Consider the following 13,945-nt stretch of genomic DNA (forward strand, 5'->3'; position numbering starts at 1 on the left):
CCTGCCAACAGGGAGTGAAGGCTTTGCTAATACTGGCACACGCGCGGGTCACAGGCATTTTCAGGACGGTGAGGCAAGGAATCCTTGCGCGCTTTCAGGTCGGCGTGTCAGGCTTTCGTATATTTTCAGCCGCGGGAGACAGTGAGATGCGCGCCTTTCTTTCAGTAATTGCGCTGGGCCTTTTGATGCCATTCACCCTGGTGGCGCAGGACGGGCCGGTGCCCGAACGCCGGCTGGTCATCGCCCATGACACCGATTTCTATGGCGCCGATCTCGCACAGCTTTTCGACATGACGCTGCCGGGCTGCCAGCGGGCCTGCCTGACCGATCCCGATTGTCGGGCGTTCACTTTCAACAGCCGCACCAGCGCCTGTTTTCCCAAGTCCGACGCTGGGCGCATAGAGCCTTATGAGGGTGCGATTTCAGCCTGGGTGCGCGACACCGATGCGCGCGTTCTGGCGCAGGCCCCCGACCGGCGCGAGGAACTGGAGTTTCTGCCCGAGCGTGACATCGCCAATGCGCGCGATCAGGCCGAAGGGCTTGCGGCGCGCCACCCCACCGGCACCTGGGCCGAGAGTGACCTGCTGGACGAGGCACGGCGCGCGCGGGCCGCGGGCAACCATGTTCGCGCGGCCAATCATTTTGGCGCGGCGCTGAACATCTCCGATGCCGCCGATACTTGGCTGGACTATGGCCGGGCGCTGCTCGACAACGAGAGCCCGAATTTCGCCACCCGGCGCGATTATCGCAACCGGGCCTTTCTGGCGGCGGTGAACGGTTACTTGCGGGCCGAGAGCCCTGCGCTGCGCGCCAGCATAGCCGCCTTCATGGCCGAGGCGCTGGAGCAGAACGGGCGCGGGCGCGACATGATCCCGGCGCTGCGGCTGGCGCAATCGCTGCAGCCGCGCGACGACGTGGCCGCGATGCTGGACGAGGCGATCGGCAAGTATGGCTTCCGGGTGATCGACCACCAGGTCGAGAACCAGCTTGCCCAGCCGCGCATCTGCGCGATTTTCTCCGAGGAATTGGTGCCCGGCGGCGTGGATTATGCGCCTTACGTTCAGATGGCGGCGCAGGGCCTCGCCATCGAGGCCGAGGACCGCCAGCTTTGCATCGACGGGGTGCAGCATGGCCAGCGCTACACCCTGACGTTGCGTGCGGGGCTGCCGGCGGAGTCGGGCGAGGTGCTGGCCCGGCCCGTCACGCTGAACGTCTATGTGCGCGACCGCGCGCCGCTGGTGCGGTTTCCGGGTCGCGCCTATGTGTTGCCCGCCGGCGGCGAGATGGCGCTGCCGGTCGAGACGGTGAACACCGGCGCGCTTGATCTGGTGCTGCGCCAGGTCAGCGACCGCAACCTCGTGCGCGCGATGCAGGAAGAGGTCTTTGCCCGGCCGCTGTCGCCCTGGCAGCAGGACATGCTGTCGGAGGATATGACCCAGGAGGTCTGGCGCGGCAGTGCCGAGCTGCCCACCGAACTGAACCGCGACATGCTGGGCCGTCTGCCGCTGGCCGAGATGGCCGGGGCGCTGGAGCCGGGAATCTACACGCTCGAGGCTGCGGTTCCCGGCGCTGATCGGTGGGATACGCCGGCTGCCACCCAGTGGTTCGTGGTCAGCGATCTTGGGCTGAGTTCGATGCAGGGTGTGGACGGGCTGCATGTGGTGGTGCGCAGCCTGACGGACGCGGGCGCCAAGCCCGGCGCGGTGGTGCGGCTGATTGCGCGCTCCAATGCGGTGCTTGGCGAAGCAGAGACCGACGCACGCGGCTACGCGATGTTTGCGCCCGCCCTGACGCGCGGCACCGGCGGGGCGGCGCCTGCGCTGCTGACTGTCAGCGATGCCGATGGCGCCGACATGGCGTTTCTGTCGCTCACCGATCCGGAGTTCGACCTGTCGGATCGCGGGGTGGAGGGGCGCGAGCCTGCGCCGGCGGTCGATGTGTTCCTGACCACCGATCGCGGCGCCTATCGCGCGGGCGAGACTGTGCATCTGACCGCACTGGCCCGTGACAGCCAGACCGATGCAATCGAAGGGTTGCCGCTGACCGCGCGTCTGATTCGCCCCGACGGGGTGGAATATGCCCGCAGCCGCACTGATGAGGCAGGTGCAGGCGGCCACACCGCCGCATTCGATCTGGCCGGTTCGGCCCCGCGCGGGATGTGGCGGCTCGAGCTGTTCTCCGACGACCCCGACCGCCCGCTGGCCAGTCATGGCCTGCTGGTCGAGGATTTCCTGCCCGAGCGCATCGATTTCGACCTGTCGCTGCCTGAGGGGCCGATCCGGCTGGGCGACAGCCCGCAACTGTCCATCGAGGCGCGGTATCTGTTCGGTGCCGATGCCGCCGATCTGCCCATTGAGGGCGCGGTGACGCTGCGCGCGGCCGAGGCGCTGGCGGGCTTTCCCGGCTTTCGTTTTGGCCAGCATGACGACCCCTTCCGCCCGGTATCCGAGAGCCTGCCCTTTGGCGAGCGCACCGATGATTCCGGCCGTGCAAGCCTGCTTTTGCCCTTGCCCGACATAGCCGATCCGGCGCGCCCGCTGGAAATGGTGCTGGCGCTGCGCCTGTCCGAGGGGTCGGGCCGCCCGGTGGAGCGGCGGCTGACGCATCCGTTGACGCCCGAGGCCCCGGTTCTGGGCATTCGCCCGCTGTTCGATGATGTGGTGCCTGAGGGGGACGAGGCGCGGTTTCAGGTCGTCGCGGTGGGGGCGGAAGGCGCGCCCGCGCCCGCACGCCTGAGCTGGACGATCAACCGCGTCGAGACGCGCTATCAGTGGTATCAGCTTTACGGCCAATGGAACTGGGAGCCGGTAACGCGGCGCGAACGCATCGCCAGCGGCGAGGTCACGCTTGATGGCAGCGGTCCGGCGCAGATCGCAGCACCTGTCGGCTGGGGCCGCCACGAGCTGCGCATCGAGCGGCTCGATGGCCCCTATGCGGCGGCCTCGACGGCGTTCAACGCGGGCTGGTATGCCGCCGGTGACACGGTGGACACCCCCGACATGCTGGAACTGTCGCTGGACCGGGCCGATTATACCCCCGGCGACACCGCACAATTGCGGCTGGTGCCGCGCCATGCCGGCACCGCGCTGGTCTCGGTCATGTCGAACCGGCTGATCGACATGCAGGTGATCGAGGTGGAGGAGGGCGAAAACATCGTGCCGCTTGCCGTCACCGATGAATGGGGCGCGGGGGCCTATGTCAGCGCCACGGTTCTGCGGCCGATGTCGGAGGCGGGCGAGCGCAACCCGGCCCGCGCGCTGGGGCTGGCCCATGCCGCGGTCGATCCCGGCGCGCGCCGGCTGGCGGCGCGTTTCGACATGCCGCCCGAGGCCGAGCCACGCGCGCCGCTCGACATTGCGCTCAGGGTCGATGGCATCGCGCCGGACGAAACCGCCCATGCGACCATTGCCGCCGTGGATCTTGGCATCCTCAACCTCACCGGCTTTGCCAGCCCCGACCCGGACGGCCATTACTTTGGCCAGCGCAAGCTGGGCATGGGGCTGCGCGATATCTATGGCCGGCTGATCGACGCCACCCAGGGCGCGATGGGCACCGTGCGCTCGGGCGGGGATGCAGCGGCCAGTGCGCGCAGCGATGCCCCGCCGCCGACCGAAGAGCTTGTCGCCTGGTTCTCGGGGCCGCTGAGCGTCGATGACGACGGCTATGCCCGCGCGCAGATGGACCTGCCTGCCTTCAACGGCACCGTGCGGCTGATGGCGGTTGTCTGGTCGCAAGGCGGCGTGGGGCAGGCCGAGGCCGATCTGCTGGTGCGCGATCCGGTGGTGGTCAGCGCCAGTCTGCCGCGTTTCATGGCGCCGGGCGATGAAAGCCGCCTGTTGCTGGAACTGACCCATGCCACCGGCCCCGGCGGGACCGTGGCGCTGGATCTGGCCGCGCCGCCGGGTGTGACGCTGGGTGCCGCGCCTGACAGTGTGGACCTGCCCGAGGGCGGCCGCGCGCGCCTGTCGGTTCCGATCACCGCGCAGGAGCCGGGGCTGCACGAGATCACCGTTTCCATCGCCACGCCTGACGGCCAGACCCTTGCGCGCCCACTCATGCTGCCGGTGCAGGCAAATGACCCCCAGGTGGCGCGTCAGAACCGCCTGAGCCTTGCGCCGGGCGAGGGCCTGACGCTGGATGAAAACCTGTTTGCCGATCTGCGACCCGGCAGCGCAAGCGCCACGGTGGCGGTTGGGCCGCTGGCGCGGTTCGATGTGGCCGGGCTGGTTCGGATGCTCGATCACTACCCTTACGGCTGCACCGAACAGGTCGCCGCCGCCGCGATGCCGCTGCTTTATGTGGGGCAGACGGCGCAGGCGATGGGGCTGGCCGATACGGCGGGCGTGGCCGAGCGTATTGATGCCGCGATCCGCGACGTGCTGGCCAATCAGGGTTCGGGCGGCGGTTTCGGGCTTTGGGCGCCCTCATCGGGCGATCTGTGGCTTGATGCCTTTGTCACCGATTTCCTGAGCCGGGCGCGAACGCGCGATCATGCGGTGCCCGAGGCCGCGTTTCGCATGGCGCTGGATAACCTGCGCAACCGCATCAACTATGCGCCCGATTTCGACGCGGGCGGGGCGCCCTATGCCTATGCGCTGATGGTTCTGGCACGCGAGGGCGCGGCGGCAATAGGCGATCTGCGCTATTACGCCGATACCAGGGCCGAGGCGTTCGACACCCCCCTCGCGGCGGCGCAACTGGGCGCGGCGCTTGCGGCTTACGGCGATCAGCGCCGCGCCGATGCGATGTTTGCCCGCGCCGCCGCGCTGGTCGATGCGGCCATGCGGGAAGGCAATGTCTGGCGTGCCGATTACGGCTCGGGCCTGCGCGACACGGCCGGACTGCTCGCGCTGGCGGTCGAGGCCGGCAGCGAGGCGGTGCCGCGCGAGGCGCTGGCGCAACAGGTGGCCGCGGCATCCTCGGGGCGGCTTTCCACGCAAGAGGCGGTCTGGACCCTGCTGGCCGCACATGCGCTGGTTGACCGGCCCGCACCTGATGGCCTGAGCATCGGCGGCGCGCCCGTGACCATGCCGGTGTTGCCAGTGGTGGACGCGCGTGCGCTGGCACGTGCGGGCGGCAGCATCGAGATCCGCAATGACGGAACGCAGCCGCAGATGCTTACGCTGACCAGCTTTGGCATTCCCGCCGAGCCCGAAGCGGCGGCGGCCAACGGCTACCGCATCACGCGCAGCCATTATTCGATCGAGGGCCAGCCCGTACAGCTTGATGCGGTGCCCGCGGGAACGCGCATCGTCACGGTGCTTGAGGTCGCCCCCTTCGAGGACCGGCGTGGGCGGCTGATGGTGAATGATCCGCTGCCCGCCGGGTTCGAGATCGACAACCCCAACCTGCTGCGCGGGGGTGATCTGCGCGCGCTCGATGGGTTCGACCTGCTGGATGTCACCGATCACGCCGAGTTCCGGCAGGAGCGGTTCCTTGCGGCGGTGGATTGGGACGGGGCGCGGCCCTTCCGGCTGGGCTATGTGATGCGCGCGGTCAGCCCCGGCAGCTATCATCACCCCGCCGCCAGCGTCGAGGACATGTATCGCCCCGAACTGCGCGGCCGCACGGCGGCGGGCCGGGCCAGCGTGACGGAATAGACCATGCCGCTTCGCGTGGGCCATATGCTGCTGCTGGCCGCGCTCATGCTTTGGGGCGCGGCGCTGGGGCGGGACGGGTTTGATCGCTGGGTCGCGGCCACGCCCATGCCGGCCAGCCTGATCCCGGAAACCTCGGTGCAGGTGCTGGCGCGCGATGGCAGCCTGCTGCGCGCCTTTACCGTGGCCGATGGGCGCTGGCGCATGGCAGTGAGTGCCGAGGGCGTGGACCCCGGCTACATCGCGATGTTGCTGGCCTACGAGGACCGGCGATTCCGCAGTCACAACGGGGTGGATGGCCGGGCGATGCTGCGCGCAAGCTGGCAGGCGCTGCGCAGTGGCGGCATCGTTTCGGGCGGCTCGACCCTTACGATGCAGGTGGCCCGCCTGATCGAGGATGGCCCCACCGGCCAATGGCGGGGCAAGCTGCGTCAGATTCGGCTGGCGCTGGCGCTTGAGCGGCGGCTGAGCAAGGCGCAGATCCTGGATCTGTATCTGCATCACGCGCCCTTTGGCGGCAATCTCGAAGGGGTGCGGGCGGCCACGCTGGCATACCTGGGCAAGGAGCCGCGGCGCCTGACCCCTGCCGAGGCCGCGCTGATGGTCGCGCTGCCGCAATCGCCCGAGCTGCGCCGCCCTGACCGCCACCCCGCCCGCGCCGGTGCCGCGCGTGACCGGGTCCTGGGCCGCACGGCCGAAGCCGGGGTGATCGCGCCCGAGGTGCTGGGCGCCGCCCTTGCCGCGCCTGTGCCCGACGCGCGCGCGCCGTTTCCCGCGCTGGCCCCGCATCTGGCTGAGCGGCTTCTGCGCGATCACCCCGAGCGCGCCACCCATCACACTACCATTGACGCGGGGCTTCAGCGTCAACTCGAGGTGCTGGCGCGCGCGGCCATTGACGGGCGGGGCGACCGGGTCACGGCGGCGATCATCGTGGCCGATCACCGCACCGGCGAGATCCTCGCCCGCGTCGGATCGGCCGATTACACCGATGAGGGGCGGCAGGGGTTTGTCGACATGACGCGGGCGGTGCGCTCGCCGGGGTCGGCGCTCAAGCCGCTGGTCTATGCCATGGCCTTTGATGATGGGCTGGCGCATCCCGAAACCCTGATCGAGGATCGCCCGACCCGGTTTGGCAATTACAGCCCGCAAAATTTCGACCGGCAGTTTCGCGGCACCGTACGCCTGCGCGCGGCGTTGCAACTGTCGCTCAACATCCCGGTGGTGGCGTTGACCGATGCGCTGGGGCCGGTGCGGGTAATGGCGGCGCTACGCCGGGCCGGGGCCGCGCCGGTGCTGCCGGGCCGCGCCGCGCCGGGGCTGGCGATTGCACTGGGCGGGGTGGGGGTGACGCTGGAAGGATTGGTCGCGCTATATGCGGGGCTGGCCGATGGCGGGCAGGCACAGCCGCTGCACGATATGCCGCAGGCCGCGCCCCAACAGCGCGCCCGGCTGGTTTCGCCCGAAGCCGCCTGGCATGTGGCGGACATCCTGGCCGACGCGCCGCCCCCGCCCGGCGCGCCCGCCAACCGGCTGGCCTACAAGACCGGCACCTCCTATGGCTATCGCGACGGCTGGGCCATCGGGTATGACGGGGCGCATGTGGCCGGGGTCTGGATCGGGCGGGCCGATGGCACGCCGGTGCCGGGGGTGTTTGGCGGGGATGTGGCCGCGCCGGTGCTGTTCGAGGTGTTCTCGCGCCTCAAGCCCTTGCTTGACCGGCTGCCACCGCCGCCGCCTTCGACGCTCATGGTATCAACCGCGGGGTTGCCGCCGCCCTTGCAGCGTTTCAGCCCGCGTGGCGCCGCGCTGGGCCCGCCGGCGGATGCGCCGAAAGTGGCCTTTCCCCCCGACGGAGCCGAGGTGGAGACCGGCGGCGCGCCGCTGGTGGTGCGGGTGGCCGAGGGGCAGGCGCCGTTTACCTGGCTGGCCGATGGCCTGCCGGTCGCGCGCGGGATGCGGCAGCGCGAGGCCACGCTCGATCTGGGCGGGCCGGGGTTCTACAATCTTTCAGTGATCGACGCCGAGGGCCGCGCGGCGCAGGTGCGGGTGCGGCTGCGCTGAAGCATCAGTATCGGCGGCTCGGCGCGGGGCCAAGGGCCGCAGGCCCGCCGCGACACTGTTTGTTTCAGCGCGCCGGCGGCAATTCGGCCAGAACGGCCTGGGCGGCTGCGCGCGGGTCGGCGGCTTTCCAGACCGGCCGGCCGATCACGATATGGTCGGCGCCGGCCTCGATGGCCGCGGCCGGGGTGGCCACGCGTTTCTGATCGCCCAGATCGGCGCCGGCGGGCCGCACGCCGGGTGTCACGATCAGCTTGCCCTGCGCTTGCGGCAGTGCGCGGATTGAAGCGGCCTCCCGGGGTGAGGCGATCAGCCCGTCGGCCCCGGCGTCAAGCGCGCGTGCGGCGCGCTCGAGCACGATCTCGTTCACGTCGCCCGCGCGGATGAGTGCCGCGTCGAGATCGGCCCGGTCGAGCGAGGTCAGCACCGTCACGGCCAGGATCTTCAGCCCGCTGCCGGCTGCGCCCTCGCGCGCGGCGCGCACCACATGCGGGTCGCCATGCACGGTCAGGAAATCGATGTCGAACCGCGCGAGCCCGCGCACGGCGGCTTCGATCGTGGCACCGATGTCGAAAAGCTTCATGTCCAGAAAGATGCGCTTGCCGTGTTCGGCCTTGAGCTCGTTGGCCAGCGCCAGCCCACCGCCGGTGAGCATCCCCAGCCCGATCTTGTAGAACGACACCGCATCGCCCAGTTGCGCGGCAAGCTGCAGCCCGGCATGGGCGTCGGGCACATCGAGTGCGACAATCAGGCGGTCATCGGCCATGGGGGCCTCCTTGGCGGGATAAATCCTTTCATGCGGTTTAAGGGGGCAGCGTCCGTGCGGCAAGGCCGGATGCGGCTTGTGTGATCACACGATGACGCAGGCGAGGCGACAGACCTTGCAGCGCGGGAACGCGCTGCCCAAATACCTTGAAAGGCCCGGACAGGAGCGTGCCGCGCAGGCGGGCGCCGGATTGACCGGGTGCTTATCGAAGGAGACAGAGAACGATGAATATCGAAAAGTTCACCGAACGGTCACGCGGGTTTCTGCAGGCGGCCCAGACCATTGCGATGCGCGAGAACCACCAGCGGCTTGCGCCGGAGCATGTGCTCAAGGCCTTGATGGACGATGATCAGGGCATGGCCGCCAATCTGATCCGCCGCGCGGGCGGCGCGCCCGAGCAGGTGGTGCAGGCCGTGGATATCGCGCTGGCCAAGCAGCCCAAGGTCTCGGGCGATGCGGGCCAGGTCTATATGGACCAGCAGACCGCGCGGGTGCTGGACGAGGCCGAGAAGATCGCCCAGAAGGCAGGCGATTCCTTTGTGCCGGTCGAGCGTATCCTGACCGCGCTGGCGCTGGTGCGCTCGCCCGCCAAGGAGGCGCTGGAGGCCGGCGCGGTGACGGCGCAGGCGCTCAATGCCGCGATCAACGATTTGCGCAAGGGCCGCACCGCCGACAGCGCGAGCGCCGAGGAAGGGTATGAGGCGCTCAAGAAATACGCCCGCGACCTGACCGAGGCCGCACGCGAGGGCAAGATCGACCCGATCATCGGCCGCGACGAGGAAATCCGCCGCACCATGCAGGTGCTTTCGCGCCGGACCAAGAACAACCCCGTTCTGATCGGCGAGCCCGGCGTGGGCAAGACGGCGATCGCCGAAGGACTGGCGCTGCGCATCATTGATGGCGACGTGCCCGAAAGCCTGCGCAACAAGAAGCTGATGGCGTTGGACATGGGCGCGCTGATCGCGGGTGCGAAGTATCGCGGTGAGTTCGAGGAACGCCTCAAGTCGATCCTGTCGGAAATCACCGCCGCCGCGGGCGAGATCATCCTGTTCATCGACGAGATGCACACACTGGTGGGTGCCGGCAAATCCGAAGGTTCGATGGATGCCGCCAACCTGATCAAGCCGGCGCTTGCACGCGGCGAACTGCACTGCGTCGGCGCCACGACGCTGGATGAATACCGCAAGCATGTCGAGAAGGACGCAGCCCTTGCGCGGCGGTTCCAGCCGGTTTTCGTCAGCGAGCCGACGGTCGAGGACACCATCAGCATCCTGCGCGGCATCAAGGAAAAATACGAGCTGCACCATGGCGTGCGCATTTCCGACAGCGCGCTGGTGTCGGCGGCGACGCTGAGCCACCGCTACATCACCGACCGTTTCCTGCCCGACAAGGCCATCGACCTTGTGGATGAGGCCGCGAGCCGGTTGCGCATGGAAGTGGACAGCAAGCCCGAGGAACTCGACGCGCTGGACCGCGAGATCCTGCAAAAGCAGATCGAGGCCGAGGCGCTGAAGAAAGAAGATGACGCCGCATCGAAGGACCGGCTCGAGAAGCTTGAGAAAGAGCTTGCCGATCTGCAGCAGCGGTCGTCCGAGATGACCGCCAAATGGCAGGCCGAGCGTGACAAGCTGGCCTCGGCGCGCGACCTGAAAGAGCAACTCGACCGTGCCCGCGCAGAACTGGACGCGGCCAAGCGCGACGGCAACCTCGCCCGTGCGGGTGAACTTTCCTATGGCATCATCCCGGGGCTGGAGAAAAAGCTGGCCGAGGCCGAGGACCGCGAAGGCGCCGAGATGGTGGCCGAGGCGGTGCGCCCCGAGCAGATCGCGCAAGTCGTCGAACGCTGGACGGGGATTCCCACCTCGAAGATGCTGGAGGGCGAGCGCGACAAGCTGCTGCGCATGGAAGACGAGCTTGGCAAGCGCGTGATCGGCCAGAAACAGGCCGTCAAGGCGGTGGCCAATGCGGTGCGCCGTTCGCGCGCGGGGCTGAGTGACGAGAAGCGCCCGTTGGGCAGTTTCCTGTTCCTCGGGCCCACCGGCGTCGGCAAAACCGAGCTGACCAAGGCGGTGGCCGAATACCTGTTCGACGATGACAGCGCGATGGTGCGCATCGACATGTCGGAGTTCATGGAGAAGCACGCGGTCGCGCGGCTGATCGGTGCCCCTCCGGGGTATGTGGGCTATGACGAGGGCGGTGTGCTGACCGAGGCGGTGCGGCGCCGGCCCTATCAGGTGATCCTGTTCGACGAGGTCGAAAAGGCGCATCCGGATGTCTTCAACGTGCTGCTGCAGGTGCTTGACGATGGGGTGCTGACCGACGGGCAGGGCCGGCATGTCGATTTCAAGCAGACGCTGATCATCCTTACCTCGAACCTGGGCAGCCAGGCGCTCAGCCGTTTGCCCGAAGGGGCCGACAGCGCGGGTGCCCATGCCGAGGTGATGGAAGCCGTGCGTGCGCATTTCCGGCCTGAGTTCCTGAACCGGCTGGACGAGACGATCATCTTCGATCGCCTGACGCGCAAGGACATGGACGCGATTGTCGACATCCAGGCCGGGCTGCTGCTCAAGCGGCTGGCCGCGCGCAACATCACGCTGGAGCTGGACGAGGCCGCACGCACCTGGCTGGCCGATGAAGGCTATGACCCGGTGTTCGGCGCGCGCCCGCTCAAGCGGGTGATCCAGCGCAGCCTGCAAGACCCGCTGGCCGAGATGCTGCTGGCCGGAGAGGTCAAGGATGGCGACACCATCCATGTGAGCGCCGGCCCGGAGGGGCTCTTGATCGGCGATAGGGTCAGCGCCTCCTCGCGCCAGGAGCCCCCGCAGGCCGAGGTTGTGCACTGAAGCCTCGCTGACGCGCGGTGCGACAATGAAAGAACCCCGGCACAGGCTGTCCTGTGCCGGGGGCCGCGATAGATGGATCGGGGCGCTTCATTCAGCGCCCCGACGCATGAGTGGTGGCCTTATTGGGGCAGGATCACCGCGTCGATCACGTGGATCACGCCGTTCGATGCCTCGATATCGGCGGTCACGACATTCGCGCCGTCAACCGTGACGTCGCCATAGGAAACACCGATGGTCACCGACTGGCCGTTGACGGTTTCGGCCATCATGCCGTCTTCCAGATCGCCCGACATCACCGCACCCGGAACCACGTGGTAGGTCAGGATCGCGGTCAGCGTGTCGATATCTTCGAGCAATGCCTCGAGGGTGCCCTCGGGCAGAGCGGCGAAGGCCTCGTCGGTCGGGGCGAACACGGTGAACGGGCCTTCGCCCTTCAAGGTGTCAACCAGGCCCGCGGCCTGGACAGCGGCAACCAGCGTCTCGAAGCTGCCCGCGGCAACGGCGGTGTCCACGATATCGGGGGTGCCGTGCCCACCGGCGAAGGCCGGAGCGGCCATGAAGGTTGCAGCGGTCATCGACAGAATGGTCTTGCGCATCATGTGAAATCTCCTCTGGTTTCAACGCCACCGGCGGTGGCATCGAACAACACTACGGAGGGGGAAGGCAGACGGATGACTCGTGTCGGGCCTTGTGCCGGGCCTTGTCGCGTTTGACATCCGCAGCCTGCGCGCTAAGCCAAGCGCTTCGTCCGTTTCCAGTAAAACTAGCGTGAATTCATGTGATCCTGCGTGACCCGCGCAAGCCTTCGCGACATGGTGAAGACATATTTCTGGCCGGGGCGGCAAGCTCGGCTATCTTGTCCCGCATCGGCATTGACGCGAGGGTTCATCATGAAGATCAGGCAGCGAGACACCGGGCTTGGCTGGGCAGATGTCACCCCGAGGGAATTCTTCTTCAACCGCCGGGCCTTTCTTGCCGCAGGTGGCGCGGCGCTGATCGCCGGGAACGCCTGGGCAAACGACGAGCTGGACGTGATTCCAAGCCAGTTCTCCACCGACGAGCAGCCCAACGCCCTTCCCGACATAGCCCGGTATAACAACTTCTATGAATTCGGGCTCGGCAAGGGCGATCCGGCCCGCTACGCCGGGGCACTCACGACCCAACCCTGGAGCATCCGCATTGACGGGCTGGTCGAGCGGCCTGGAGATTATTCCTTCGAGGAAATCCTCGACGGCGTTCAGCTCGAGGAACGCATCTACCGGCTGCGCTGTGTCGAGGCCTGGTCGATGGTGGTGCCCTGGGTGGGGTTCGAGCTGGGCGAGTTGCTGCGCCGCGTCGGCGTGCAGCCCTCCGCGCGCCATGTTGCGTTCGAGACCCTGGTGCGCCCCGAGGAGATGCGCGGGCAGCGCGTGCCGATGCTGGACTGGCCTTACCGCGAAGGCCTGCGCCTGGATGAGGCGATGCATCCGCTGACCATCCTGGCAACCGGCATCTACCGTCAGCCGATACCCAACCAGAACGGCGCGCCGATCCGGCTGGTGGTGCCGTGGAAATACGGCTTCAAGTCGATCAAGTCGATTGTGCGCATCACCCTGACCGAGGAAGAGCCGCTCAACACCTGGCAGGACATGGCCCCCGATGAATACGGTTATTATGCCAATGTGAACCCCGAGGTGGACCACCCGCGCTGGAGCCAGGCAAGCGAACGCAGGATCGGCATGGGCCTGTTCGCACGCCGCATGCCGACCCGGATGTTCAACGGCTATGGCGATCAGGTCGCGCATCTCTACGAGGGGATGGACCTGCGGCGCTACTACTGATGCTCGCACAGCGCCTCAATGCCGGGCTGCGCCGCGTGCCGGTCTGGCCGCTCTATCTGCTGGGGCTTGCGCCGGTTGTCTGGCTTTTGGCGCAAGGCCTCACCGGGGGGCTGGGGCCTGATCCGGTCAAGGCGCTCGAGCATCGGTTGGGCAAGACGGCCCTGCAACTGCTTGTGGCCGTGCTGGCCATTACCCCTTTGATGCGATTGACGCGGCTCAGCCTGATCCGGTTTCGCCGCGCGCTCGGCGTGCTGGCATTCTGCTATATCGCATTGCATCTGCTGGTCTGGTTGGCGCTCGATATCCAGTTCATGTGGCCGGAAATCTGGACCGACCTGACCGAGCGCCCCTATATCATGCTGGGCATGGCGGGGTTTCTCATGCTGGCGCCGCTGGCCGCCACATCAAATGATAGCGCGTTGCGCCGGCTTGGCGCGCAGGCCTGGCGGCGGTTGCACCGGCTGACCTATCCGGCGGCGCTGGCCGGGGGGCTGCACTACTTCCTGTCGGTCAAGGCCTGGCCGGTGGAGCCGCTCTTCTATCTTGGGCTGATCGTGCTGCTGCTGGCGCTGCGGGTCGTGCCGTTGCCGCGAAGCAGACCAGGCCGCGCGCGCGGCTGATTCTCGGCTTTTCGGGCCAGGGGCTGTCGGAAAGCCGCGAGATTCGGTGAATGGCTGCCTGCGCCGGCGCCAGCTCCCGAGGCGGGTGTAATCTTCTTGCTTCGGGGCGGGGGCACTTGCGGTGAAAGTTGCGCCAAGCCCCAGATTTTGTGTGCAAAACCCGAGACAGGAAAAAAAATGAATTTTCTTTAGTTCTGGGTCTTGCGTGTTTTGATTGGTGGTCGTAGATACCGCTTCACCG

Annotated in this window: 7 protein-coding genes; 5 read left to right on the forward strand and 2 right to left on the reverse strand. The window is 67.8% G+C overall.

Translation table 11 applies throughout. From position 1 onward, the window contains the following. Positions 1-146 precede the first annotated feature (146 nt). Together DQ229_RS09530 and pbpC are read left to right on the forward strand one after the other, a co-directional pair. Positions 147-5,600 (forward strand): alpha-2-macroglobulin family protein, encoded by a 5,454-nt coding sequence (locus DQ229_RS09530; RefSeq protein ID WP_114966051.1) that lies wholly within the window; start codon positions 147-149, stop codon positions 5,598-5,600. A 3-nt stretch (positions 5,601-5,603) separates the two neighbouring features. Next, positions 5,604-7,658 carry a penicillin-binding protein 1C gene (pbpC, locus tag DQ229_RS09535; RefSeq protein ID WP_114966052.1) on the forward strand — a complete coding sequence of 685 codons (2,055 nt, stop codon included), beginning with the start codon at positions 5,604-5,606 and terminating at the stop codon, positions 7,656-7,658. A 64-nt stretch (positions 7,659-7,722) separates the two neighbouring features. On the opposite strand, the gene pyrF is transcribed toward pbpC, so the two are convergent. After that, positions 7,723-8,421: an orotidine-5'-phosphate decarboxylase gene (pyrF, locus tag DQ229_RS09540; RefSeq protein ID WP_114966053.1), complete on the reverse strand. Its 699-nt coding sequence runs from the start codon at positions 8,419-8,421 to the stop codon at positions 7,723-7,725. A 224-nt stretch (positions 8,422-8,645) separates the two neighbouring features. Here pyrF and clpB point away from each other — a divergent pair, with 224 nt between their 5' ends. Further along, positions 8,646-11,264 carry an ATP-dependent chaperone ClpB gene (gene clpB, locus DQ229_RS09545; RefSeq protein ID WP_114966054.1) on the forward strand — a complete coding sequence of 873 codons (2,619 nt, stop codon included), beginning with the start codon at positions 8,646-8,648 and terminating at the stop codon, positions 11,262-11,264. Positions 11,265-11,383: 119 nt separating this feature from the next. Here clpB and DQ229_RS09550 read toward each other — a convergent pair whose 3' ends face one another. Next, positions 11,384-11,863 carry a fasciclin domain-containing protein gene (locus DQ229_RS09550; RefSeq protein ID WP_114966055.1) on the reverse strand — a complete coding sequence of 160 codons (480 nt, stop codon included), beginning with the start codon at positions 11,861-11,863 and terminating at the stop codon, positions 11,384-11,386. 291 nt (positions 11,864-12,154) lie between these two features. Here DQ229_RS09550 and msrP point away from each other — a divergent pair, with 291 nt between their 5' ends. Then, positions 12,155-13,084 carry a protein-methionine-sulfoxide reductase catalytic subunit MsrP gene (gene msrP / locus DQ229_RS09555; RefSeq protein ID WP_114966056.1) on the forward strand — a complete coding sequence of 310 codons (930 nt, stop codon included), beginning with the start codon at positions 12,155-12,157 and terminating at the stop codon, positions 13,082-13,084. Next, the gene (gene msrQ, locus DQ229_RS09560; RefSeq protein WP_114966057.1) at positions 13,084-13,704 is read left to right on the forward strand and encodes a protein-methionine-sulfoxide reductase heme-binding subunit MsrQ; all 621 of its coding nucleotides are present in this window, start codon (positions 13,084-13,086) and stop codon (positions 13,702-13,704) included. The genes msrP and msrQ overlap by 1 nt, the downstream gene beginning before the upstream one ends. Positions 13,705-13,945 lie beyond the last annotated feature (241 nt).

The organism is Alkalilacustris brevis (assembly GCF_003350345.1).
GTDB classification, from domain to species: domain Bacteria; phylum Pseudomonadota; class Alphaproteobacteria; order Rhodobacterales; family Rhodobacteraceae; genus Alkalilacustris; species Alkalilacustris brevis.